Below are 23,262 nucleotides of genomic sequence, written 5' to 3' on the forward strand. Positions count from 1 at the left end.
CCGCTACTTCACCTCGAACGCCGACGAGGAGATGGAGAAGCCGGATCCGCTCACGGTGGTGCAGGTGACCCCGGTGACCTCGTCGACCCGGCAGGTGAAGTCGCCGACCGTGAGGGAGGTGCCGTAGGGCAGCACGGTGGCCGGTGAGCCGTCACCAGGGCTGAACCGGGGGTCGCTGATGCTGATGAACTGGGCAGGTTCGGTGGCGTCGACCTTGATGGCGTTCGGCGCCACCAGGACGTCGCCACCGTTGCCGCGCACGCGCGGTGCGGTGGCGGGCATGTCGCCGGCGCACCCGACGCTCGTGGGGCCGGTGCTGGGCGGATCGAAGCTCGGCAGGAAACCGCAGGCGAACAGCCCATCGGGGGGAACGAAGAAGACCCCGGACGCCGGGTCGCCGTAGTCGGCAGCGTTCGCCGCGGTGGTCGGGGCGGAGGTGGTCGGGACAGGTGTGGTGGTCGGGACAGGTGTGGTGGTCGGGACAGTGGTGGGGGCCCCAGTGGCCGAGTCGCCGGCCACGGCGGTGCCGTCCACCGTCGCGCACCCGCCGACGCCGACAGTGACCAGGATGACTGCGACGGCGGATGCGCTCCTCATGCATCGCACGATAGACCGCGCGGTTCCGAATCACCGAGCATGAGGATCACCCTGCGCAGGTCCGGCCCGGTGCACCCGGATCTGGCCTGGGAGCGCTACATGGACATCTCCCTGTGGTCGGTGTGGGCGCCTCAGATCCAGAGCGTCGACGCCACCAGCGGGAGACTGCGCACCGGGACCACCGGCACGGTCGACGGGCCGCTCGGGGTGCGGGTGAGCTTCGAGGTGCTCGACGTCGACATCGAACGTCGCACGTGGTCGTGGCGCGCGTGGATCGCCCGACGCTCCATCGGGATGACCCTCGATCACGGGGTTCTCGCCCGGCCGGGCAGCGGCTGCACGACATGGTTGACCATCGACGCCCTCGCCCCCGCAGCCCTGGGTTACGCGCCGGTTGCCCTTCTGGCCCTGGGATCTCTCGTTACTGTCGAGGAATGAGCCAGGCGGCGGACGAGGTGGTGGTGCGCACCACCGTCGGCGAGATACGGGGATATGCCAGCGGCGACATCGTGGGCTGGAAGGGTATTCGCTACGCCCTCGCCCCCACGGGAGCGTGGCGATTCCGCGCTCCGCGACCGGTTCAGCCGTGGGAGGGCGTGCTGGACGCCCGCCACTTCGGCGCGGTCGCACCGCAGGATCTCAGCGGGCCCGTGCCGATGGACCCGTCGATGACCGTCGATGAGGACTGCCTCTCGCTCAACGTCTGGGGTCAGCGCCCCGACGGAGTCGCCCGCCCGGTGATGGTGTGGATCCACGGCGGCGCCTACTCGCTCGGTGCGTCGTCGCAGCGGATCTACCACGGTCGCGCGCTGGCCCGCCTCGGCGAGGTGGTGATCGTGACGATCAACTACCGCATCGGTCCGCTCGGCTGGATCGACCTCTCGTCGTTCTCCACCGACGACGATGTATTCGAGGCCAACCTCGGTCTCCGCGATCAGATATGCGCGCTCGAGTGGGTGCGCGAGAACATTGCGGCCTTCGGCGGGAACCCCGACAACGTCACCGTCTTCGGCGAATCCTCGGGAGGCGCGTCGATCACCACGCTGATGACCTCGCCGCGAGCGGAAGGGTTGTTCCACAAGGCGATAGTGCAGAGCTCGCCTGCCACGTCGGTGTACGGTCCGGATCGTGCGCGGGCGGTGGCCCGGCGATTCCTCGAACTGGCCGCTGTGGACGAGTCGGAGGTCGGTCGCCTGCGCGAGTTGCCGTGGCAGCGTCTGGTCGAGGTGGGCGACCATCTGGTGTACGAGGTACCCGAGAAGGCGCCCGGCACACTGGGATTGGCGCCGGTGATCGATGGCGACATCGTGCCCGGCTACCCCGTTGCAGCATTTCGAAAGGGGTTGGCGCACCGCATCCCGCTGATGATCGGGTCCAACAAGGACGAGGCATCGGTGTTCCGATTCATGAAGTCGCCGTTGGTGCCGGTGACCGCGGAGACGGTGACGGCGATGTTCGACGCGATGGCCGCCGAGCACCCCGAACTTCCCGCCGAGCGCATCGCCGAGATCATGGCCGCCTACCCGGATCTGCCGAAAGGCTCCGGGGCGATGGCGGTCTCGCGCGATGCCGGTTTCCGCATGCCGACCATCTGGATCGCCGAGGCGCACTCGCGGCACTCGCCGACCTTCGTCTATCGGTTCGATCACGCCACCCCGGTGCTGCGGGCTGCGCGCATCGGCGCCAGCCACGCCACCGAGCTGCCCTACGTGTTCGGCAACTTCGGTACCTTCCGGGGCGACCCGACGTTCTGGCTCGGGGGCCGCAAGGCCGCGCTGGACGTCGCCCGACGCATGCAGCGTCGCTGGGTGGCGTTCGCGTGGCACGGCGTGCCGGCCGCCCTGGACGGCTCCAAACACTGGGCACCGTACGACGAGGAGCACCGACGCACCCTGTTGATCGACACCAAGGACTCACTCGTCGCCGACCCCGACAAGGAGCTGCGCGAGGCGTGGGGAGATCGGGTGCTGGCGTTCCGGTGAGGGCTAGAGCACCGAGCCGGGGTTGAGGATGCCTGCGGGATCGAGTGCGTGCTTGATCTTGCGGGTCAGTTCCATCACGTCCGGGCCGACCTGATCTGGCAGCCACGCCTTCTTCAGGCGCCCAACACCGTGCTCGCCGGTAATGGTGCCGCCCAACGAGATCGCCAGGGTCATGATGTCGCCGAAGGCCTTGTGCGCGCGCTTCTCCTGCTCGGTGTCCTCGGGGTCGAACACGATGAGCGGGTGGGTGTTGCCGTCACCGGCGTGGGCGATGACGGCCACCAGGCAGCCCGACTCCTCGGAGATCTTCTCGATGCCCTCGACGAGGTCGGCCAGACGCGGGAGCGGCACGCCCACGTCCTCGAGCAGCAGGCTGCCCTTCTTCTCCACCGCGGGGATGGCGAAACGTCGTGCGGCAGCGAAGGCCTCACCCTCGTCGGGGTCGTCGGTGACGAACACGTCGTCGGCGCCGTTGTCACGGCACGCCTGCGCGATGGCCTCGATCTCGACCGTGCGGTGTTCGCCGGGGGAGTCCGAGCGGGCGATCAGCATGCCCTGGGCGTTGCGGTCGAGACCCATGTTCATGGCGTCCTCGACGGCGTTGATCGACGCCTTGTCCATGAACTCGAGCATGGCCGGGCGCATGGTGCGCGTGATCGCCAGGACGGAGTCGGTGGCCCCGCGCAGCGTCGAGTACGACGCGACGACGGTGCTGGCCGGCGGCTGTGCCGGGATCAGGCGCAGGACGATCTCGGTGATGATGCCGAGCGAGCCCTCGCTACCGACGAACAGCTTGGTCAATGACAGACCGGCCGAGTCCTTCAGGCGCGGACCACCCAGCTTGACGGCGGTGCCGTCGGCGAGGACGACGGTCATGCCCAGGATGTAGTCGGTGGTGACGCCGTACTTGACGCAGCACAGACCGCCCGCGTTGGTGGCGGCGTTGCCGCCGATCGAACACATCTCGTACGACGACGGGTCCGGCGGGTACCACAGGCCGTGCTCGGCGGCGGCGGCCTTGACCTCGATGTTGAGCAGGCCGGGCTGGGTGACGGCGGTGCGCGTGACGGGGTCGACGCTGATCTCGCGCATGAGTTCGGTGGTGAGCACGATGCCGTTCTCGACGGCGGTGGCGCCGCCGGACAGGCCGGACCCGGCACCGCGGGGGACGACGGGTACGCCGTGTTCGCTGGCCCAGCGCATGACGGCCTGAATGTCCTCGGTGGAACGCGCGCGGACGACGGCCAGGGGGGTGCCGGCATCGGGATCACGCGCCCAGTCCTGGCGGTAGCCCGCCATGATGTCCGGGTCGGTGATCACGTCGCTGCCGTTCAGCGCGCTGATCAGGGTGTCGAGGGCGGTGATGCTCAGAGTCACGGGATCGATCTTACTCGCCGGTAGGGACGGAAGTCACGACCTTTCGTGAAGGGATCTCGAGTCAAGTAACACCAGCACCATCCGTCACTTTGTTACCAGATCGTGGTGTAACGGACATCCTGACGTGCGTTAACGGCCGATAGTGTCCGTTCCCATCGAGGGAGGCATCACATGACCCACATGGCCTACACACCGGCAGTTCACAGCCACACCGCTCGCGTCGATCGAACAGCGCTCGACTGCGCCGCAGCACTCTTCGCGTACGAGCTCGAGGATCTCGGGGTCTCCGACGAGACCGTGCGCGCCATTCACACCGGACGTCACGGCGAATGGGTCGAGGCGCTCGAATACTCGGGTCTGTTCACCCACGACGAGTCGGCCGCCATGGCGGCCCGGTGGATCGAACACCCCCGCGAGTTGCTCGACCTGCTGCTACGCGATGCGGACGAGGTGACTCGCCGCCGGTGCGCCGGCACCTGGTCCCTGCTCTCGCGGCGCCCGCTCGTCGGCTGAGCCCCGCTCAGCCGAGTAGCTCCTCACGCTCGCCGTCGATCACCAGAACCTGATCGTCGGTGAGCGTCAGGTACGGCACCGCTTCGGCATCGAGCGCCCGCGCCGCACGCGCACCCGAGTCGTCGGGATCGAGCAGCGGAGATCGCCAGTGCGGGATCAGAGCGCGATCGAGCACACCCAGCCCGTCCCACAGCACCGCGCACCCGGTGGCGGCGAGCACCTCCTCGGGCGGGTCGGAGTACTCGAGGCCCCGCAGTGTGGGCCCGAGCAGGCACGCTCCGGCGCTGTAGCCGGCGTAGACCAGAGCGTCGTCGGCCAGCAGCGAGCGCAGCACGTCGTCGCCGCCGCACCGGGCCCACTGTCGACGCAGTACGAAGGTGTTGCCGCCACGCACCCACAGAGCGGGGAAGGTGGCCAGGGTGGCGGCCAACGCGTCGGGCCGTCCCACGTAGTGGCGCAGATCCAGCTCTACCGGGTCGAACCCGGTGTCACGCAACGGTTTCCACTCACTGCGGAGCGAGTTCCACCGCGCGAGTCGACTCCATGCATCCGCGGCGTTCGCGATCACCGCGATCCGGCCGGGGATACCCACCAGCTCGGTCAGGGCCTCCGGGCGCCCGGCGAGCCGGTACGAGGACAGGAACGCGCGCACGGGACGGCCGCGCGTCAGATGGTGCTGGCGAGGACGTCGGTGATGCGCTCGCCCAGTGCGGTGTCGCCCTCGATCGCAATCTCGTCGCGGTGATCGGCGGCGCGAACCCGACCGTTGAGCAGTCGTACGTACAGCCCGAAGTCGAGGGTGATCGTCACCGTGACCGGATCGGTGTCGGACTCGTCGACGAAACGCGCGCGCCCGGAGACCTCCACGAGATAGCTGCGGGCCACGTCGCCCGTCACGACCACCCGTACGCGGGTGCCGTCCGGTGCACCGGCCTTCTTGCCCACCACGAACGGCAGGGCCTTCGCGATCACCTCGAACGCCAACTCCGCCCGCGGGCCACCCTCGAACGCGGGCGCGCCGACGGCGTCGCGGATGTCGAGTTCGTGAACCCAGCAGTCGAAGAGCCGAATCTTCATGAACGACCCGTACGTGCCCGGACCCTCGGGCGTCATCGCGGGAGCGGCCAGCTCGTCGTCGGTCATCGCGGTCAGGACGGCGGACCGCTCGTCGACCACCCGGGCCAACTCCTCGACCATCTGCGCGGGGGTCAGAGATCGCATCGAGATCACCCACGCCTCGTTCATCGCCCCGATCGGGTTGCGGACGTGCGCGGCGCCGTCGACTCCGGCCACCTCCGGGGTGGGCTTGCCCGCGAGCATCTCCTCGGTGCCGATCACGTGCGCCACCACGTCCTGTACCGACCACTCGGGCAGGGTGGTCGGGGCCGCCCACTGCTCGTTGGTGAGCGGTGCCACGAGCGACTGCAACGCGCGGAACTGCTCGATCAGAGTGGTGACGGCGGTGCGGGCGTGCTCGGGTGCGGTCATGGTCGGTCCTGTCGGGTCAGGCCAGCGCGGCGCGGAGTGCAGCCGCGGTGGCTTCGAGTTCGGTGGGTCGTCGCGTGATGAGGTTGGCGGCGAATTTCAGCTTGTCGCCGCGGCGACGCGGCACCACGTGCAGATGCGAGTGGAACACCGTCTGCATGGCTGCTCTGCCGTCGTTGACCAGCAGGTTCACCCCGTCGGCCGAGATGTCCGATGACCGCAGTGCCGCCGCGATGCGCTGGCCCGCGGCGAACATGCTGCCGCCGAGCGCCGGGTCCAGTTCGGCGAGGTTCGCTGCGTGCGACTTCGGGATCACCAGGGTGTGCCCGCGAGCGAGTGGGCGAATGTCGAGGAAGGCCATCACCGTGTCGTCCTCGAGAACCGTGGCCGCCGGTGCGGCACCGGTGACGATGTCGCAGAAGATGCACTCGGTCACGCGCTCACTGTAGAGGTGGCGGTGAGATCGCTCACGGTCGTTGTCGGGATTCCCCGTTTCTTGTGGTGTGCGTTACCTTTCCCATACCGGACCGGTTCGCCCCGCACATGAGGAAGTACGCGATTTGGACACCACCGAACAGCCCCCATCGGAACCGACCTCCGCCCCCACCGCGGCCGCGGTCCGCCACAGCCCCACCGTGGGTGTCGTCCGGGAGAGTACGGACGGAGAGCGCCGGGTTGCGCTGGTGCCCAAGCTCGTCGCATCGCTCGTCGGCAAGGGTGTCGCGGTGATCGTGGAATCGGGGGCCGGGCTCGGCGCGCTGATCCCCGACGAGCTCTACGTGAGCGCCGGTGCCACCATCGGCGACCCCTGGTCTGCCGAAGTGGTGGTCAAGGTGGCCCCGCCCACCGACGCCGAGATCGCGCGGCTGTCCTCCGGCTCGACGCTGATCGGGTTTCTCGCACCGCGCAACGCCGACACCAAGATCGGCGCGCTCAAGGCCGCGGGAGTGCAGGCGTTCGCCGTCGAGGCGATCCCGCGCATCTCGCGCGCGCAGGTGATGGACGCGTTGTCGTCGCAGGCCAACGTGGCCGGGTACAAGTCGGTTCTGCTCGCGGCGTCGGAGTCCACCCGCTTCTTCCCGATGCTCACCACCGCCGCGGGCACCGTCAAGCCTGCGCTGGTTCTGGTGCTCGGTGTCGGCGTGGCCGGTCTGCAGGCCCTCGCCACCGCCAAGCGCCTCGGTGCCCGTCCCACCGGGTACGACGTGCGACCCGAGGTGGCCGATCAGGTGCGTTCGGTGGGCGCTCAGTGGCTCGACCTCGGTATCGACGCCGCGGGCGAGGGCGGGTACGCCCGCGAGCTCACCGAGGCCGAACGCGCGCAGCAGCAGGCCGCCCTCGAGAAGGCGATCACCGGATTCGACGTGGTCATCACCACCGCCCTCGTTCCCGGTCGCCCCGCCCCGCGGCTGGTCACCGCCGCCGCGGTGGAGGGCATGAAGCCCGGCAGCGTGGTGGTGGACCTCGCCGGTGAGACCGGTGGCAACTGCGAGCTCACCGAACCGGGACGGACCGTGGTCAAGCACGACGTCACCATCGCCTCCCCGCTGAACCTGCCCGCCACCATGCCCGAGCACGCCAGCGAGCTGTATTCGAAGAACATTTCCGCGTTGCTCGAGCTGATGCTCGTCGACGGCACCTTCGCCCCGGACTTCTCCGACGAGGTGCTCGCTCAGTCCTGCGTCACACGAGAGGTCGAGAACTAAATGGACTACACCGGCTTCCTGGCCAACATCGCCATCCTGGTGCTGTCGGGCTTCCTCGGCTTCGCCGTGATCTCCAAGGTGCCCAACACACTGCACACCCCGCTGATGTCGGGTACCAACGCCATTCACGGCATCGTGGTCCTGGGCGCGCTGGTGGTGCTCGGTGAGGTGAAGAACCCCAGCGTGCTGATCCAGGTCATCCTGTTCATCGCGGTGGTCTTCGGCACCGTCAACGTGATCGGCGGGTTCGTGGTCACCGACCGCATGCTGGGCATGTTCAAGAGCAAGGCACCCGCCGAGAAGGTGGGCGCCGGGGCCGAGAAGAAGGGCGACGCCTGATGAACAACCTCGTCTCCGTGCTCTACATCATCGCGTTCGCGCTGTTCGTCTACGGCCTGATGGGCCTGACCGGACCGAAGACCGCGGTGCGCGGCAACAAGATCGCCGCCGTCGGTATGGCCATCGCCGTCATCGCGACCCTGATCAAGATCCGGGAGACCGAGAACTGGATCATCATCGCCGTCGGCCTGGTGGTCGGTGTGGCGCTCGGTGTGCCCCCGGCCCGGCGCGTGAAGATGACGGCGATGCCGCAGCTGGTGGCGCTGTTCAACGGCGTCGGCGGCGGCACCGTGGCGCTGATCGCGTGGGCGGAGTTCCTCGACACCGAGGGCTTCTCGGTGATCCCCGCGGACCGTGGGCCCACCGCCCCGATCATCGTCGGCTCGCTGTTCGCCGCCATCATCGGCTCCATCTCCTTCTGGGGCTCGCTGATCGCGTTCCTCAAGCTGCAGGAGACCCTGCCCGGGCGCCCCATCACCGTCGGCAGAGCCCAGCAGCCGTTGAACCTGCTGTTGCTCGTCGCCGCGGTCGCGGCCACCGTCGTGATCGGCCTGGGGGCCTCCGACGGCGGTGCGGCGCACTGGTGGATCCTGCTGGTGCTCGTCGCGGCCGGAATCCTGGGGCTGACCGTGGTGCTGCCCATCGGCGGCGCCGACATGCCCGTCGTGATCTCGCTGCTCAACGCGCTCACCGGCCTCTCGGCTGCGGCTGCCGGTGTGGCACTGGACAACACGGCGATGATCGTCGCCGGCATGATCGTCGGTGCATCGGGCACCATCCTGACCAACCTCATGGCCAAGGCGATGAACCGATCGATCCCGGCCATCGTGGCGGGCGGTTTCGGTGGTGGCGGCATTGCAGCCGGGTCCGGCGACGGGGTGGAGAAGACGGTCAAGGCCACCTCGGCCGCCGACGCCGCGATCCAGATGGCCTACGCCAACCAGGTGATCATCGTTCCCGGCTACGGTCTCGCCGTCGCGCAGGCCCAGCACGCGGTCAAGGACATGGCCAAGCTCCTCGAGGCGAAGGGTGTCGAGGTCAAGTACGCCATCCATCCCGTCGCCGGGCGCATGCCCGGGCACATGAACGTGCTGCTGGCCGAGGCCGACGTGAGCTACGACGCGATGAAGGAAATGGACGACATCAACGACGAGTTCTCGCGCACCGACGTCACCCTCGTCATCGGCGCCAACGATGTCACCAACCCCGCTGCGCGCAACGATCCCAGCTCGCCGATCCACGGCATGCCGATCCTCAACGTCGACCAGTCCAAGTCGGTGATCGTGCTCAAGCGGTCGATGAGCTCGGGCTTCGCCGGTATCGAGAACCCGTTGTTCTACGGTCAGGGCACGTCGATGCTGTTCGGTGACGCCAAGAAGTCGGTGTCCGAGGTGACCGAGGAGCTCAAGGCCCTCTAGCACCGGCCGAGGGCATACTCGAGTGATGGTTGCCCCGCTCTGGCTGTTCGCCGATCAGCTCGGCCCGCACTTCCACTCCACGGACGCCAATCTCGGGCGTCCGGTGATCCTGGTGGAGTCGGCCGGGGCGTTCCGCCGCCGGCGGCCGCATCGACAGAAGGCGCACCTGCTGCTCTCGGGCATGGCGCACCTGGCGAACGAGTTGGGTGATCGAGCCCGCTACATCGTCGCCGAGACCTACCGCGAGGCCATCGAGTCGGTGGGCGAGCCGGTGGTGGTGCACGAGCCCACCTCACGGGCCGCGCTGGAACTGGTGACCCGGCTGCAGGCCGAGGGGCTGGTGGCCGAGATCCTTCCCAATCCAGGATTCGCGCTGTCCCGCAGCGATTTCGCCGAGTGGGCGGGCGAGAAGAAGCGGTTCCTGATGGAGAACTTCTACCGATCGCAGCGGGTGCGGTTCGACGTTCTGATGGACGGCGACAAGCCCGTCGGCGGGCAGTGGAATCTCGACGCCGACAACCGCCAGCAGCCGCCGAAAGGACAGCGCACCCTGGGAGTGGCGGACCCGTGGTGGCCCACCGAGGACGCCGTCGACGAGCAGGTACGGGCAGATCTCGACGCCATGGACGCCGAGTTCGCCGGAGTGGACGGCCCGCGGCTGTTCGCGGTGACGGCCGACGAGGCCCAGCAGGCGCTGGCGGTGTTCGTGCGCGATCGCCTGTCCACCTTCGGCCCCTACGAGGACGCGGTGATGGCCGAGGACTGGGCGATGTCGCACTCGCTGCTGTCGGTGCCGCTGAACATGGGGCTGCTGCATCCGCTGGACGTGGTTGCCGCAGCCGAGAAGGCCCACCGGGACGGGCACGCTCCGCTGGCGAGTGTGGAGGGGTTCATCCGGCAGATCCTCGGGTGGCGCGAGTACGTCTGGCACCTGTACTGGCATTTGGGGCCCGAGTACGAGCAGCTCAACGAACTCGACTCGCACACAGCGCTTCCCGAGTGGTTCACCGATCTCGACGCCGACGCGGTGGAGGCGGCGTGCCTGTCGGATGCGCTGCGCGGAATTCGCGATCGGGGCTGGGTGCACCACATCCCACGGCTGATGGTGCTGGGCAATCACGCGCTCCAGCGTGGTTACGACCCGCACGAGCTGACCCGGTGGTTCACCGCGAACTTCGTCGACGGATTCACCTGGGTGATGCCGGTGAACGTGGTGGGGATGAGCCAGCACGCGGACGGCGGTGTGATCGCCACCAAGCCGTACACCTCCGGCGGGGCGTACATCAGCAAGATGACCGACCACTGCAGGGGCTGCGTGTTCGACCCGAAGAAGCGTCTCGGTGACACCGCCTGCCCGTTCACCGCCGGCTACTGGGCCTTCACCCATCGCCACCAGGAACGGCTCGCGGCCAGCCCCCGAACCTCCCGCGCCGTGCACTCGATGAACAAGCTCGCCGATCTGGACGCGGTGATCGAACAGGAACGCTCCCGCGACCGGTTCTGATCTCGTGCCGATGAGCGGCGGCTAGCATCGGTGTAATGCAGATCACGGACAAGGTCGCGGTCGTGACCGGCGGCGGCAACGGAATCGGGGCGGCGGTGGCCGGCGCTCTGGTGACCCACGGTGCGAAGGTGGTGGTCGGCGACCTCGACGCCGGGGCGGCGCGGGCGCAGGCGGACGAGTTGGGCCCGAACGCAATCGGATTCGGCGGTGACGCCGCCGATCCCGCGGTGATCGAGGCGATGATCTCCGCGGCCGAGACCGCGTTCGGACCCGTCGACATCTACGTGGCCAACGCCGGCACCGCGATCGGGATGGGCCTGGAATCGACCGACGAGCAGTGGGACATCGCGCTCGGTGTCAACGTGCTCGCCCACGTGCGCGCCGCACGTGCCCTCGTTCCGCGCTGGCTCGAGCGTGGGGGCGGCTACTTCCTGTCGACGGCATCGGCGGCCGGGTTGCTCACTCAGATCGGGTCGGCCACCTACTCGGTGTCCAAGCACGCAGCCGTCGGTTTCGCCGAGTGGCTCTCGGTCACCTACGGCGACCGCGGCATCGCGGTGAGTTGTCTGTGTCCGATGGGTGTGGAGACTGCACTGCTGCGGTCCGGATTCGACAGTGACCAGCCGGGCGCGCAGGTGGCTGCCAGTGCGGTCACCAGCGCCGGGGCCGTGCTCGAACCCGCCGATGTGGCGCGGGAGGTGATGGCGGCCATCGAGGACGAGCGGTTCCTGATCCTGCCGCACCCCGAGGTGCTCGAGATGTATCGACACAAGGGAGCCGACTACGCGCGCTGGCTCTCGGGTATGCGCCGCTACCGACGCGCGCTCGAATCCGCTGTTGCCGAGAAGAACTGAGGACGCCATGGACTTCGCCCCCACCCAGCGCTGTCTCGAGTACCGCGAGAGGCTGCTGGCCTTCATGGACGAGCACGTCTATCCCGCGGAAGCGGTGTTCGAGAAGCAGATGCGCGACTCGGGTGACCCGCACTTCGCCGCGCCGATCGTCGAGGACCTCAAGGCGGAGGCGAAGTCGCGCGGGCTGTGGAACCTCTTCCACCCCGACCCACAGTACGGGGCCGGGTTGACCAACGCCGACTATGCACCGCTGGCGGAGATCATGGGTCGCAGCCCGATCCTCGCTCCGGAGGCATGCAACTGCTCGGCGCCCGACACCGGGAACATGGAGGTGCTCAGCCTCTTCGGCACCGACGAGCACAAGCAGAAATGGCTGCGTCCCCTGCTCGACGGCACCATCCGGTCGGCGTTCGCGATGACCGAACCCGACGTGGCCAGCTCCGACGCCACCAACATTGCGATGTCGATGGTGGCCGACGGCGACGAGTACGTGCTCAACGGGCGCAAGTGGTGGACCTCGAACGCCCTTCACCCGCACTGCAAGGTGCTCATCGTGATGGGCAAGACCGATCCCGAGGCCGCCCCGCACGCGCAGCAGTCGATGATGGTGGTGCCCATCGATGCGCCCGGTGTCACCGTGGTGCGCGGGCTCACGGTGTTCGGCTACCAGGACCGTGAGGGCCACGCGGAGGTGCTGTTCGAGAACGTGCGGGTGCCGAGCACGGATGTGCTCGCGGGTCCGGGTGCGGGTTTCGTGATCGGCCAGGCGCGCCTGGGGCCCGGGCGCATCCACCACTGCATGCGGGCGATCGGCATGGCCGAGCGTGCGTTGGAGATGATGTGCGAGCGGGCGTCGAATCGCGTTGCCTTCGGTAAACCCATTGCGGCGCAGGCCAACATTCAGGACTGGATCGCCGAGGCACGCATCGAGATCGAGATGGCTCGGCTGCTGACGTTGAAGGCCGCGTGGCTGATGGACACCGTCGGCAACCGGCAGGCGCGGGTGGAGATCGCCGCGATCAAGGTTGCGGCGCCGGCCGTCGCGTTGAGGGTTGTCGACCGCGCGATTCAGGTGCACGGCGGCGGGGGCGTCTCCGACGACTTCCCGCTGGCGGCCATGTATGCGCACCTGCGGACCCTGCGCCTGGCCGATGGGCCCGACGAGGTGCACAAGCGCACCATCGCCCGCGTCGAGCTGCGGCCGTATCGGCGTGAGCGATGACCGCGGTCGGAATCGACGAGGGCGCGGTCGGGGCGTGGATCGTCGGCGCAGGCGTGGGAGCCGTTGCCCCACTGACGTTCACCCGGATCGGGCACGGTCAGTCGAACCTCACCTTCCGGGTCACCGACGCCGCGGGCGCGCACTGGGTGCTCCGACGTCCCCCGCTGGGACACCTGCTCGCCTCCGCCCACGACGTGATGCGCGAACACCGCGTCATGTCCGCCCTTGCCGGGACTGCGGTGCCGGTGCCGTCGATGATCGCCACCACGGCCGACCCCGCGATCACCGACGCGCCCCTGGTGCTGATGAGCCACGTCGACGGTGTGGTGGTCGACGATCTCGAGGTTGCCCGGGCCGTACCCGAACCGAGGCGCCGGACCATCGGCATCGCCATGCCCACGACGCTCGGGGCCGTGCACGCGGTGGACCTCGAGAGCGTCGGCCTGAGTGATCTGGCCAGCCACAAGCCCTATGCCGCACGCCAACTCAAGCGTTGGATCACGCAGTGGGAGCACTCGAAGACGCGCGATGTCCCGGTGATCGAACAGCTCGGTCAGGCCCTCGCCGCGGCGGCGCCCGAGCAGACCGAGCTGACCCTGGTGCACGGGGATTTCCACCTGGCCAACGTGATCACCGCGGCCGCCGACGGGTCGATTGCAGCCGTCGTGGACTGGGAGCTGTGCACGCTCGGTGAGCCCCTGGCCGATCTCGGTGCGCTGCTGGCCTATTGGCCGCAGGAGGGGGATCCCTTCGCCGGCCCTTTCATGGCGTCGACACTGCCGGGCTTCCCCTCGCGCGAGGAGTTGGTGGAGCAGTACGCCCGCGTGACGGGCCGGGACGTGTCCACCGTGGGTTTCTGGCACACCTTGGCTCTGTGGCGACTGTCCATCATCGCCGAGGGGGTGATGCGCCGCGTCCTCGACGACGAGCGCAACCGCGGCCTCGACGGCGGCCCCACGGCGGAGCTGATCGACGGCATCATCGGCCGCGCGGTGACGACTGCGCGGGAAACCGGGGTGTTCTAGCGCGTAATCGTCTGCGCCGCGGCACGGATCGGCGGCGGGATGGGTACCGAGCGGCGGGTGGTGGCGTCGACGTAGACGTGCACGAATCGCCCTGTCGCAGCCGGGGTGTCGCCGCGGAAGATGGCCAGGGAATACACGATGGACTTGGTGCCGAGTTTGTCCACCGAGATCCCCACCTGTAGCGCGTCGGGAAAGCTCAACTCGCGCAGATACGTACACGAGGTCTCCGCCACCACACCGATGGCGTCGAGGTCGCGGATGTCGCACCCGGTGGCCTCCATGAGCCAGGCGTTCACCGCGGTGTCGAAGTACGAGTAGTACGCCACATTGTTGACGTGGCCGTAGTGGTCGTTATCGGCCCAGCGGGTAGCGACGGGCCACAGCACGGGGTAGTCGTCGGGGGTCGGAGCGCTCACGCAGCAAGCCTAGAGACTCCGCGAGACCTGGCTGCACCCGATCGGCGCCGACATGCGGGATCCGGTGGAAACTGGGCGATCGGGTGCAGTGAGGTGCCGGCGCGACTCCTCGTGCGACCCGTCGAGGTCAGGTGCGTGAGAATTGCGAGGCTCGGGTGATCTGCTCGTCCGTGGGCCGCACCCCGGTGTAGAGTACGAACTGCTCGGCGGCCTGCAGAGCGATCACCTGTGCACCGGTGATCACCGGCTTACCGGCTGCCCGCGCCGCCGCGATCAACGGGGTCTCCGACGGCACGGCCACCACGTCCATCACCGCGTGCGCGGCCTCGATCAGATCGGCGCTGAAGGGTGAGCGATCGGCGTCCTCGCCCCCGGCCATCCCCACGGGGGTGACGTTGACGAGGAGATCGGCGCCGACCGTGGTCGACGAGTACGCGTAGCCGTACTTCTCGGCCAACGCCGGACCCGTTCGCTCGTTGCGTGCGATCACGGTACCGCGCCGAAAACCGCTGTCGCGCAATGCCGCGACCACCGCCTTGGCCATCCCGCCGCTGCCGGTGACGGCCACCGAGACGTCGGTGGGGAGCCCGAGCGTGGCCACCAGGTCGGCGACGGCCTGGTAGTCGGTGTTGTAGGCGTGTAGTACGCCGCCGTCGTTGACGATGGTGTTCACCGACTCGATGGCCGACGCCGACGGATGCATCACGTCGACGTGCTCGATACACGCCTCCTTGAACGGCATCGACACTCCACATCCCCGGATGCCCAGCGCTCGGATACCCGCGATCGCAGCGGGCAGATCGTCTGTGGTGAAGGCCTTGTAGACGTAGTTCAGCCCCAACTCGTCGTAGAGGAAATTGTGGAACCGGGTGCCGATGTTGCTCGGACGCCCCGACAGCGACATGCACGGGATGGTGTCCTTGTTCAGCGCGATCACCGCCCGAGCGTACTCAGCCGCACCCGCGGGCCACGCGCGTAATCGCCGCGCGATCTTCGGCGGTGATCGGGAGCGCGTACTGCACGGCCACGGTGAGGTAGCGGCCGACGTAGAAGCAGTGGTGGGCTTCGCTGGGCGGCAGCCAGTCGGCGGGTGTCTTGTCGCTCTTGGCCTGGTTCTGGGCGCCGTCGACAGCCATCAGTTCGTAGGCGACATCGTTGGCGAAGCGGGTTCGGGTGGCGATCGGCCAGGTGGCTGCGCCCATGTCCCACGCCGCGGCGAGGGGGTAGGTGTGGTCTATCTGCACAGCGCCCGCATCGGCCTTGCTGAACGTACTGGTTCGGCCGGTGAACGGGTCCGCGAAAGTGCCCGCCACCACCACGCAGTCCCGTGTACCGGGCTTGAACTGCACGTTCGTGAACGCGAGGGCCAGCACGTTGTCACGGGTGCCGCAGCCGTCGTGGCCGCCGGGGGCGTCCTGGTCGTCGGTCCACGCCGGCCCGAACACGCAGCCCTCCCCGGCCGCGCACCCGCGCTGGTAGCCGGGCACATCGGGGCGAGCATCGATCACGCGTACCTGCGCCAGGAGCTGCTCGACCTGCACACGGGTGGGGCTGCCCGGCGCAGGATCGGGCCGCAGGAACGTCGGTGTCTGGCAGCCGGTGAGCACCGCGTACCCGGCCACCAGCGCGGCTGCGCACCAGGCGAGGGCGCGCAGCGACGGTCGGGGCATGGGGCGAGTGTGCGGGGTGGGTACGACAGTTCTGGTGAGGAAGCCGCCGCTCGGGGCTCACCCGGGGACAACCATGTCGCCCGGGGATCGACACTCCGCATCCGAACTCTGAACGACAACGAGCGTCTTGATGAATTGAAGGTGATCTGCATCCGAACGAACGTCGTTGCCGTGGACAAACCGACTTCGGGGGGAGGATCAGAATCAACGCAAAGGACATATATTTTGCGAAAGGGGTAGTCGTGGTGGCTATATGAGAGCAATGGTGTCGAGGAGCCTGCCGTGTTCTCGCTGGACGGCAACTTCCTCACGGTCCGCCCTGCGACCGTACCCGGTCCGCTCGCTGAGTCGAAGGCGTGCACTCGTGCCACGGTGGGGAAATGGACGTACCGTGTTCTGGGAGCCCTGACTTGCGGGGCTCTCGGAGCTGCTACCGGCGTCGGCGGGGCCCTGTGCGGGCTTGGTACGGCGGGCCTCGAAGATCGCATTCCGTTCGACAACGTTTGCTGAGGTGAGCGCGGTGATCAATGCACGTCTGGCTAGCCCGCGTCGGTGGTTGATAGGTGTGAGCTGGGCATTCCTCGGCCTGTTGCTCTACAACTTGGCCCTGGTTCCGCTGCTCTCCGATCGGCCGTACTGGGAGATCGTCGGCGAGCGCATGACGGCGCAGATTCTGCCCTGGGCTCTGGTTTACGCAATTCTCGCGACCGTCGCCGTCGTGGCGCTGCGCACGAGGCATTCCCCCCGCAGAACATCACCACACGATCACGAGTAGGCGACCACAGGCGCAGCCCGATCATTGTCGGGCCCGCCTGACACACTGATCTGATGCTGCACGGTCTGTGGTCTCCGGGCGCAGGGCTGATGCTGTGGACCGATGAACCTGTGCCCGAGCGGGTGGGGGTCGAGGTCCCGAACCCGCTTCTGCTGCCGCCGCACCTGGCGCGGATCGCCGCGCGCAAGCGTCGCCACCAGCCGCGGGTGAGCCTGCGCACCGGCGCCACCACCACGGCCGTGGCGATGCCCGCGGTGGCGCTCGCCCCGACCGATGCCGTCGAGGCCTTGGTGCGGGTGCCCCCGGCACATCCGAGCATCGCCGGTGATCTGCGGTTCCTCGCCCATGTCGTCGCCGGAATCGAGCGGTGGGCGCGGGCGGGGCGGGTGGTCCCGATGCAGCGACGGGTGGACGGGCAGTGGTGGATGCGGTGGGAGCTGGTCGGCGGTGAGGCTCAGCGCGCATGGACCGCGGAACTGGCGGCCGTCGCCCCGCCGGTGCAGCGCGCCGAGGGCGAGATCGGGGATGTGCTCGCGGACCTGATTCGCGAACTCACCGATCCGGTGGTGCGCCGCATCGTCGGTCGCCCCGACGCGATGCATCCGATGCTGGTGGCCCTGCTCGACGGGGAGGCGTACGACGAGGGCAGTGCCCGATCGGCCCAGCTCCTCGAGAAGTGGCGCCAATCGTTGCGCAGCGACGAGCCGACGCTGGTGCTGCGGCTGCTCGAACCGGACGAGCTGCCCGAGAGCGCGGACACCGAGTCACCCACCGAGGCACTGTGGCGGCTCGAGGTGCTGGTGCGACCCGACGGGGAGGCCCCGCTGCGGCCGCCGCGGACAGCCGGTGTTCGACGCCTGGCCGAGGCGTTCACCGCATACCCGCGCCTGAAGGACGTGCCCACTGACCCCGAGACGTTGGACCTGCTCCTGCCGACGCCGGTGGTGGTGGATCTGGTCGAGCACGGCGCAACGGCGTTGCGGGAGAACGGCATCGTGGTGCTGCTGCCTCGCGCGTGGAGCCGGCTGGACCCGTCGCTGCGGGTGGCGGTGGAATCGCCCCCGGCGCCCGCCGGGGAGGATCGCGCGGTCGGGCTCAACGAAATCGTCTCCTACGACTGGCATCTCGCGCTCGGCGACATCGAGCTCACCGATGTGGAGATGGCGCGACTGGTGCAGGCCAAGTCGGGTCTGGTGCGCCTGCGCGGTCAGTGGGTGCAGGCCGATCCGACGGTGCTCGCGCGGGCGGTCAAGTTCGTCACCGCGCACGGATCGGCCTCGGCCGCACCGCTGAAGGAACTCCTCGACGCGATGTCCGGGCCGGATGCACCGCCCGTACGCATCGAGGCGGTGCAGGCCACCGGATGGGCGGCCAAGCTGCTCGATCCCGACCGCCGCCCCGAGCGCGTCGCGTCGCCCGCAGGATTGACGGCGACACTGCGGCCGTATCAGCAGCGGGGACTGGACTGGTTGGCGTTCATGAGTTCGCTCGGTCTGGGCGCGATTCTGGCCGACGACATGGGGCTGGGCAAGACCGTCCAGGTGCTCGCACTGCTCTCCCATGAGCGCAGCGTGCTGCCGACTCTGCTGGTGTGTCCGATGTCGGTGGTGGGCAACTGGCAGCGCGAGGCCGCGAAGTTCGTGCCGGATCTGACGGTGCTGGTCCACCACGGGCCCGAGCGTCTGACCGGTGAGGAGTTCGCGCGCGCGGTCGTCGCCAGCGACCTGGTGATCACCACGTACGCGCTGCTGGCACGTGATGTCGACATCCTCGCCGAGCAGGCCTGGCGACGAATCGTCCTCGACGAGGCGCAGCACGTCAAGAATCACACCACGCGACAGGCCAAGGCGGCCAGGGCAATTCCCGCCGATCATCGGCTGGCCCTCACCGGCACCCCGGTGGAGAACCGGCTCGACGAGTTGCGCTCGATCCTCGATTTCGCCAACCCCGGCCTCCTCGGTAGCGCCGCGACGTTCCGCAACCGTTTCGCCGTGCCCATCGAACGCGAGAAGGACGACGCCGTCCTCGCTCGTCTGCGGGCGCTGACCTCGCCGTTCGTGTTGCGACGGGTCAAGACCGACAGGGCCGTCATCGCCGATCTGCCGGAGAAGTTCGAGATGACGGTGCGCACCAACCTCACCGCCGAGCAGGCCGCACTGTATCGGGCGGTGGTGGACGAGATGATGCGTCAGATCGCCGAATCCGAGGGCATGTCGCGCAAGGGGGCGGTGCTGGCCACCCTCACCCGGCTCAAGCAGGTATGCAATCACCCGGCGCATTTCCTGGGCGACGGGTCCGCGGTGCTCACCCGGGGGCGGCACCGGTCGGGCAAACTCGCGCTGCTCGATGACATCGTGGACTCGGTGCTCGGCGACGGCGAGAAGGCGTTGCTGTTCACCCAGTTCCGCGAATTCGGGGACATCGTGGCGCCATATCTGGCCGACCGCTTCGGGGTGCCGGTCCCGTTCCTGCACGGCGGGGTGTCCAAACGCAGGCGCGACGCGATGGTCGAGGCGTTCGCCGACGCGGGCGGGCCGCCGCTGATGCTGCTCTCCCTCAAGGCCGGCGGCACCGGGTTGAATCTCACAGCCGCCAACCATGTTGTGCACCTGGATCGGTGGTGGAACCCGGCGGTGGAGAACCAGGCCACAGATCGCGCCTTCCGCATCGGGCAGCGCAAGAACGTACAGGTGCGCAAGATGCTGTGCGTGGGGACGGTGGAGGAGCGGATCGATTCGATGCTCACCACCAAGCAGGACCTCGCGGACCTGGCCGTCGGGTCGGGGGAGAACTGGGTAACGGAGATGTCGACGGGTGAACTCCGTGACCTGCTGACGCTGTCCGCCGATGCGGTGGGTGAGTGAGGTGGCGGACTTCTCGATGTACGGTCCCCGTCGGAAGGTGGCCGGCGGCATCGAATCACGCACCAAGCGTGGGGCGTTCGGACGCACGTGGTGGGGTAAGGAGTTCGTCGCGGCGATGGAGACGATCGCCGATGCAGGCCGCCTGTCACGCGGCCGCACCTATGCACGTGGGTCGGCGGTGTTGAGTTTGGAGATTCGCGCCGGGCGGATCGTCGGCGATGTGCAGGGCAGCCAGGTCGACCCGTTCTCCGCGGAGGTCAGGCTCACCCCACTCGATGCGTTCGCCACAGAGGAGTTGCTCGCCGAAGTACGGAGTGCGCCAGGGATGTTGGCGGAGGTGGCGTCGGGCACGCTGCCGACGGCGCTCGGGCCGCGGCTGCTGCCGGCCAGCGCAGCGGAGTTGGATTTCCAGTGCACGTGCCCGGATTCGGGGTGGCCGTGCAAGCACGCGGCGGCGCTGGCGTACCTGGCGGCCGAGGAGATCGATGTCGACGCGTCGAAGATCCTGGTGCTGCGGGGCATCGATCCGGATTCGTTGATCCCCGGAGCCGACGTCATGGAGGCCCGCGTACCTGCCGACGATCACTTCGGGGACCGGACGGACCTGCCACCGCTGCCCGCGCCGATGTTCGTCTCGGCACTCGACGACCTGGATCCGGCTCTGCTGCGCCAGGCGTTCCGGGCTGTGGATGTGGAGGAATCCGACGTTGCGGCCGCGATGGCGCAGATCAAGGCGCTGTACCGGCGGTTGGAGTAGTCGGGCGGGGATACGATGTGCCCACCTTTCAGCGAAAGTTGGGCACGGGGGTGACGGTTGCGTCCCCCAATTCGCTCATAGGTGGGCAAGTCGAATGCCCGCCCGACGGGTTCACCGGCAGCAAGGCGGAGATCGAGACCCCCCATGTCGGACGAGTTGTTCGTCTCCGGCGCGCACGGTCCCGGCCATGAACGCCGCGAACACGCTGCGTGGCAGATTGCTACAGTGGTGGATCTACCTGGGAGGTGGGTAATGGGAACGACATCGTCCCTGCGCATCGATGATGAGCTGTACGCGTCGGCCAAGCTCGTCGCGGCCGTGTCCAGGCGCAGCGCTGCCCAGCAGATCGAGTACTGGGCCGCGATCGGTCGAGAGGTGGAAGCGTCTCGACAGATCTCGGCGAGGGACATCGAAGAAGTACTCGCAGGTGAGCGAAGGTACGACGACCTGCCGGCGCGCGAACAGGCTCTCATCAGGGCCGAGTGGGCGCAGCGTCTCGATCGGCGTTTGGAGTCGCTCGATTTGGCCGCGGAGTTCGAGGTCGAGGGGCGACCGTACGTCGAGCTGGGTGACGATGGCGCGGTGGTCGAGCGCGGCGCCGAGTAGAGCCGGTGGCGTCCGACGCTGTCCTCCATCTTCTCGTCGGTCCGAACGGGTCTGGGAAGTCCACCCTGTTCGACCGTGTCCTGGGCCCAATTTTGCTCCTGCCGTTCGTCAACGCGGATCTGATCGCTGCTCGACAGTGGCCGGGCGACACCGAAGCGCACGCCTACGAGGCGTCGACGCTGGCTGCGGATCGGCGAGCTCGCTACATCGCGGACAGGCAGTCCTTCGTCGCGGAGACCGTGTTCTCCCATCCGTCGAAGCTCGTCCTGGTTCGCGACGCCATCGCCGCGGGGTACCTGGTCAGCCTTCATGTGACCGTCGTTCCCGTGGAACTGTCTGTGGCCAGGGTGGTCAACCGGGTCGAGGTGGGTGGTCATCCAGTGCCGGAGATCAAGGTCCGCGAGCGCTACGAGCGATTGTGGCCGCTGGTCCGCGAGGCCATCGGACTGGTCGACCATGCGGTGGTGTACGACAACTCGACCGCGCGCGATGCGTTTCGCGTAGTGGCTCGGTTCGAGCGCGGGAGGCTGGTGGGCGCACCGCGCTGGCCGACGTGGACCCCCGGTTCGTTGATGGCGTGAGGTTGCCGGGGACACCCTTCTGGACTTACATGGACGTCCGACTATAGGATAACCGCATGACACGTGAACTCACCCATTTCGTCGGCGGCAAGAGCATCCCCGGAGCCTCGGGCAACTTCGCCGATGTCTTCGATCCGAACACCGGCGCCGTGCAGGCGCGGGTGCCGCTGGCCGACAAGTCCGAGGTCGAGGCCGCGATCGCCGACGCCGTCGTCGCGCAACGCGAGTGGGCGCTGCAGAACCCGCAGAAGCGCGCCCGCGTGCTCATGAAGTTCCTGAACCTGATCAACGAGGAGATGGACTCCCTCGCTCGGCTGCTCTCCTCCGAGCACGGCAAGACCATTGCCGACGCCAAGGGCGACATCCAGCGCGGCCTCGAGGTGGTGGAGTTCGCCATCGGCATCCCGCACCTGCTCAAGGGTGAGTACACCGAGAGCGCGGGCGGCGGCATCGACGTGTACTCCATGCGTCAGCCCCTCGGCGTGGTCGCCGGCATCACGCCCTTCAACTTCCCCGCCATGATCCCGCTGTGGAAGGCCGCCCCGGCCATCGCGTGCGGCAACGCCTTCGTGCTCAAGCCGTCCGAGCGTGACCCGTCGGTGCCGCTGCGCCTGGCCGAGCTCTTCCTCGAGGCCGGTGGCCCTCCCGGTGTGTTCAACGTGATCAACGGCGACAAGCTCGCCGTGGACACCCTGCTCACCGACGAGCGCATCAAGGCCGTCGGCTTCGTGGGCTCCACTCCCATCGCCCAGTACATCTACGAGACGGCCGCCGCGCACGGCAAGCGCGCCCAGTGCTTCGGCGGGGCGAAGAACCACGCCATCGTCATGCCCGACGCCGACCTCGACGCGGTGGCCGACGCCCTCATCGGCGCCGGATACGGCTCCGCCGGTGAGCGCTGCATGGCCATCTCCGTCGCGGTTCCCGTCGGCGAGGAGACCGCGGAGGCGTTGCGCGCCAAGCTCGTCGAGCGTGTCGGCAAGCTCAAGGTCAGCACCAGCGACGACGAGAGCGCCGACTACGGCCCCGTGGTCACGCAGGCCGCGCTCGATCGCATCAACGACTACATCGGCATCGGTGTCGAGGAGGGTGCCGACCTGGTGGTCGATGGTCGCGGCTTCACCCTCGAGGGCCACGAGAACGGCTTCTTCGCCGGGCCGACTCTGTTCGACAAGGTCACCACCGACATGCGCATATACAAGGAGGAGATCTTCGGACCCGTCCTCGAGATCGTGCGCGCGAAGGACTACGAGGATGCGCTGCGTCTGCCCACCGAGCACGAGTACGGCAACGGCGTGGCCATCTTCACCCGCGACGGCGACACCGCCCGTGACTTCTGCCAGCGCGTGCAGGTGGGCATGGTGGGCGTGAACGTGCCCATCCCGGTGCCGATCGCCTACCACACCTTCGGTGGCTGGAAGCGATCCGGATTCGGCGACCTCAACCAGCACGGCCCCGACTCGATCCGCTTCTACACCAAGACCAAGACGGTGACCTCGCGGTGGCCGTCGGGTCGCAAGGAAGCAGCCGCCGAGAACCACTTCGTGATCCCGACGATGGATTGATGATCA

Annotated in this window: 24 protein-coding genes; 16 read left to right on the top strand and 8 right to left on the bottom strand. The window is 68.3% G+C overall.

What is annotated here, in order from left to right:
- Positions 1–3: 3 nt before the first annotated feature.
- Entirely contained in the window at positions 4–597 is a 594-nt protein-coding gene (locus ACY48E_RS02170) for a hypothetical protein (protein WP_462870414.1), read from the bottom strand.
- Positions 598–636: 39 nt separating this feature from the next.
- Here ACY48E_RS02170 and ACY48E_RS02175 point away from each other — a divergent pair, with 39 nt between their 5' ends.
- Positions 637–1,035, top strand: a complete 399-nt coding sequence (locus ACY48E_RS02175) for an SRPBCC family protein (RefSeq protein WP_462870415.1) — start codon at positions 637–639, stop codon at positions 1,033–1,035.
- Positions 1,032–2,579 (top strand): carboxylesterase/lipase family protein, encoded by a 1,548-nt coding sequence (locus ACY48E_RS02180; protein ID WP_462870416.1) that lies wholly within the window; start codon positions 1,032–1,034, stop codon positions 2,577–2,579. The genes ACY48E_RS02175 and ACY48E_RS02180 overlap by 4 nt, the downstream gene beginning before the upstream one ends.
- Positions 2,580–2,582: 3 nt before the next feature.
- Here the strand turns inward: ACY48E_RS02180 and ACY48E_RS02185 are convergent, their stop codons facing one another.
- Positions 2,583–3,950: an FAD-binding oxidoreductase gene (locus ACY48E_RS02185; RefSeq protein WP_462870502.1), complete on the bottom strand. Its 1,368-nt coding sequence runs from the start codon at positions 3,948–3,950 to the stop codon at positions 2,583–2,585.
- Between the two features lie 177 nt (positions 3,951–4,127).
- Between ACY48E_RS02185 and ACY48E_RS02190 the strand changes: the two genes are divergently transcribed.
- Positions 4,128–4,469 (top strand): hypothetical protein, encoded by a 342-nt coding sequence (locus tag ACY48E_RS02190; RefSeq protein WP_462870417.1) that lies wholly within the window; start codon positions 4,128–4,130, stop codon positions 4,467–4,469.
- Positions 4,470–4,476: 7 nt separating this feature from the next.
- Here ACY48E_RS02190 and ACY48E_RS02195 read toward each other — a convergent pair whose 3' ends face one another.
- Genes ACY48E_RS02195 through ACY48E_RS02205 form a run of 3 tightly spaced genes read right to left on the bottom strand, consistent with a single transcriptional unit; the run spans position 4,477 to position 6,390 of the window.
- Positions 4,477–5,121 (bottom strand): Type 1 glutamine amidotransferase-like domain-containing protein, encoded by a 645-nt coding sequence (locus ACY48E_RS02195; RefSeq protein ID WP_462870418.1) that lies wholly within the window; start codon positions 5,119–5,121, stop codon positions 4,477–4,479.
- Between the two features lie 14 nt (positions 5,122–5,135).
- Positions 5,136–5,957, bottom strand: coding sequence for a maleylpyruvate isomerase family mycothiol-dependent enzyme (locus ACY48E_RS02200; protein WP_462870419.1), 822 nt, complete (start codon positions 5,955–5,957; stop codon positions 5,136–5,138).
- A 16-nt stretch (positions 5,958–5,973) separates the two neighbouring features.
- Entirely contained in the window at positions 5,974–6,390 is a 417-nt protein-coding gene (locus tag ACY48E_RS02205) for an HIT family protein (protein WP_462870420.1), read from the bottom strand.
- A 199-nt stretch (positions 6,391–6,589) separates the two neighbouring features.
- Here ACY48E_RS02205 and ACY48E_RS02210 point away from each other — a divergent pair, with 199 nt between their 5' ends.
- The 7 genes from ACY48E_RS02210 to ACY48E_RS02240 are packed head-to-tail and all read left to right on the top strand — an operon-like array spanning position 6,590 to position 14,022.
- Positions 6,590–7,660: an NAD(P) transhydrogenase subunit alpha gene (locus ACY48E_RS02210; protein WP_462870421.1), complete on the top strand. Its 1,071-nt coding sequence runs from the start codon at positions 6,590–6,592 to the stop codon at positions 7,658–7,660.
- Positions 7,661–7,999, top strand: coding sequence for an NAD(P) transhydrogenase subunit alpha part 2 (locus ACY48E_RS02215; RefSeq protein WP_462870422.1), 339 nt, complete (start codon positions 7,661–7,663; stop codon positions 7,997–7,999). It begins immediately after the preceding gene.
- Complete coding sequence (locus ACY48E_RS02220; RefSeq protein WP_462870423.1) at positions 7,999–9,417, top strand: NAD(P)(+) transhydrogenase (Re/Si-specific) subunit beta; 1,419 nt, start codon at positions 7,999–8,001, stop codon at positions 9,415–9,417. Before ACY48E_RS02215 ends, ACY48E_RS02220 begins: the two co-directional genes overlap by 1 nt.
- A gap of 25 nt (positions 9,418–9,442) precedes the next feature.
- On the top strand, positions 9,443–10,921 hold the full coding sequence (locus tag ACY48E_RS02225; protein WP_462870424.1) for a cryptochrome/photolyase family protein: 1,479 nt from the start codon (positions 9,443–9,445) through the stop codon (positions 10,919–10,921).
- A gap of 35 nt (positions 10,922–10,956) precedes the next feature.
- Positions 10,957–11,775, top strand: coding sequence for an SDR family oxidoreductase (locus ACY48E_RS02230; RefSeq protein ID WP_462870425.1), 819 nt, complete (start codon positions 10,957–10,959; stop codon positions 11,773–11,775).
- A 7-nt stretch (positions 11,776–11,782) separates the two neighbouring features.
- On the top strand, positions 11,783–12,997 hold the full coding sequence (locus ACY48E_RS02235; protein ID WP_462870426.1) for an acyl-CoA dehydrogenase family protein: 1,215 nt from the start codon (positions 11,783–11,785) through the stop codon (positions 12,995–12,997).
- Complete coding sequence (locus ACY48E_RS02240; protein WP_462870428.1) at positions 12,994–14,022, top strand: phosphotransferase family protein; 1,029 nt, start codon at positions 12,994–12,996, stop codon at positions 14,020–14,022. The genes ACY48E_RS02235 and ACY48E_RS02240 overlap by 4 nt, the downstream gene beginning before the upstream one ends.
- Here ACY48E_RS02240 and ACY48E_RS02245 read toward each other — a convergent pair.
- The 3 genes from ACY48E_RS02245 to ACY48E_RS02255 form a co-directional block, all read right to left on the bottom strand.
- A complete protein-coding gene (locus ACY48E_RS02245) occupies positions 14,019–14,438 on the bottom strand; it encodes an acyl-CoA thioesterase (protein WP_462870429.1) in 420 nt (139 codons plus the stop codon). The two genes, ACY48E_RS02240 and ACY48E_RS02245, sit on opposite strands and share 4 nt — an antisense overlap.
- Positions 14,439–14,565: 127 nt before the next feature.
- A complete protein-coding gene (locus ACY48E_RS02250; RefSeq protein WP_462870431.1) occupies positions 14,566–15,375 on the bottom strand; it encodes a shikimate 5-dehydrogenase in 810 nt (269 codons plus the stop codon).
- A gap of 13 nt (positions 15,376–15,388) precedes the next feature.
- Positions 15,389–16,108 (bottom strand): HNH endonuclease family protein, encoded by a 720-nt coding sequence (locus tag ACY48E_RS02255; protein WP_462870432.1) that lies wholly within the window; start codon positions 16,106–16,108, stop codon positions 15,389–15,391.
- Between the two features lie 565 nt (positions 16,109–16,673).
- On the opposite strand from ACY48E_RS02255, the gene ACY48E_RS02260 reads away from it, so the two are divergent.
- The 6 genes from ACY48E_RS02260 to ACY48E_RS02285 all read left to right on the top strand — a co-directional run bounded on the left by ACY48E_RS02260 (position 16,674) and on the right by ACY48E_RS02285 (position 23,256).
- Positions 16,674–16,883, top strand: a complete 210-nt coding sequence (locus ACY48E_RS02260) for a hypothetical protein (protein ID WP_462870433.1) — start codon at positions 16,674–16,676, stop codon at positions 16,881–16,883.
- A gap of 53 nt (positions 16,884–16,936) precedes the next feature.
- Positions 16,937–19,747 (top strand): DEAD/DEAH box helicase, encoded by a 2,811-nt coding sequence (locus ACY48E_RS02265; protein WP_462870434.1) that lies wholly within the window; start codon positions 16,937–16,939, stop codon positions 19,745–19,747.
- The gene (locus ACY48E_RS02270) at positions 19,731–20,504 is read left to right on the top strand and encodes an SWIM zinc finger family protein (protein WP_462870435.1); all 774 of its coding nucleotides are present in this window, start codon (positions 19,731–19,733) and stop codon (positions 20,502–20,504) included. The genes ACY48E_RS02265 and ACY48E_RS02270 overlap by 17 nt, the downstream gene beginning before the upstream one ends.
- Positions 20,505–20,756: 252 nt before the next feature.
- Positions 20,757–21,110: a TA system antitoxin ParD family protein gene (locus ACY48E_RS02275; protein WP_462870436.1), complete on the top strand. Its 354-nt coding sequence runs from the start codon at positions 20,757–20,759 to the stop codon at positions 21,108–21,110.
- Positions 21,111–21,115: 5 nt separating this feature from the next.
- Positions 21,116–21,691 (top strand): zeta toxin family protein, encoded by a 576-nt coding sequence (locus ACY48E_RS02280; RefSeq protein ID WP_462870437.1) that lies wholly within the window; start codon positions 21,116–21,118, stop codon positions 21,689–21,691.
- 56 nt (positions 21,692–21,747) lie between these two features.
- Complete coding sequence (locus ACY48E_RS02285) at positions 21,748–23,256, top strand: CoA-acylating methylmalonate-semialdehyde dehydrogenase (protein WP_462870438.1); 1,509 nt, start codon at positions 21,748–21,750, stop codon at positions 23,254–23,256.
- Positions 23,257–23,262: the final 6 nt, after the last annotated feature.

The organism is Rhodococcus sp. AZ1, assembly GCF_054979605.1.

Excerpts from the sequence above, each read along its gene's own strand:
- ACY48E_RS02200 (WP_462870419.1), bottom strand. The coding sequence starts at position 5,957 with ATGACCGCACCCGAGCACGCCCGCACCGCCGTCACCACTCTGATCGAG.
- ACY48E_RS02220 (WP_462870423.1), top strand. The coding sequence starts at position 7,999 with ATGAACAACCTCGTCTCCGTGCTCTACATCATCGCGTTCGCGCTGTTC.
- ACY48E_RS02285 (WP_462870438.1), top strand. The coding sequence starts at position 21,748 with ATGACACGTGAACTCACCCATTTCGTCGGCGGCAAGAGCATCCCCGGA.
- ACY48E_RS02240 (WP_462870428.1), top strand. The coding sequence starts at position 12,994 with ATGACCGCGGTCGGAATCGACGAGGGCGCGGTCGGGGCGTGGATCGTC.
- ACY48E_RS02225 (WP_462870424.1), top strand. The coding sequence starts at position 9,443 with ATGGTTGCCCCGCTCTGGCTGTTCGCCGATCAGCTCGGCCCGCACTTC.
- ACY48E_RS02180 (WP_462870416.1), top strand. The coding sequence starts at position 1,032 with ATGAGCCAGGCGGCGGACGAGGTGGTGGTGCGCACCACCGTCGGCGAG.
- ACY48E_RS02275 (WP_462870436.1), top strand. The coding sequence starts at position 20,757 with ATGGGAACGACATCGTCCCTGCGCATCGATGATGAGCTGTACGCGTCG.
- ACY48E_RS02215 (WP_462870422.1), top strand. The coding sequence starts at position 7,661 with ATGGACTACACCGGCTTCCTGGCCAACATCGCCATCCTGGTGCTGTCG.
- ACY48E_RS02265 (WP_462870434.1), top strand. The coding sequence starts at position 16,937 with ATGCTGCACGGTCTGTGGTCTCCGGGCGCAGGGCTGATGCTGTGGACC.
- ACY48E_RS02190 (WP_462870417.1), top strand. The coding sequence starts at position 4,128 with ATGACCCACATGGCCTACACACCGGCAGTTCACAGCCACACCGCTCGC.
- ACY48E_RS02255 (WP_462870432.1), bottom strand. The coding sequence starts at position 16,108 with ATGCCCCGACCGTCGCTGCGCGCCCTCGCCTGGTGCGCAGCCGCGCTG.
- ACY48E_RS02175 (WP_462870415.1), top strand. The coding sequence starts at position 637 with ATGAGGATCACCCTGCGCAGGTCCGGCCCGGTGCACCCGGATCTGGCC.
- ACY48E_RS02230 (WP_462870425.1), top strand. The coding sequence starts at position 10,957 with ATGCAGATCACGGACAAGGTCGCGGTCGTGACCGGCGGCGGCAACGGA.
- ACY48E_RS02235 (WP_462870426.1), top strand. The coding sequence starts at position 11,783 with ATGGACTTCGCCCCCACCCAGCGCTGTCTCGAGTACCGCGAGAGGCTG.
- ACY48E_RS02170 (WP_462870414.1), bottom strand. The coding sequence starts at position 597 with ATGAGGAGCGCATCCGCCGTCGCAGTCATCCTGGTCACTGTCGGCGTC.
- ACY48E_RS02270 (WP_462870435.1), top strand. The coding sequence starts at position 19,731 with ATGCGGTGGGTGAGTGAGGTGGCGGACTTCTCGATGTACGGTCCCCGT.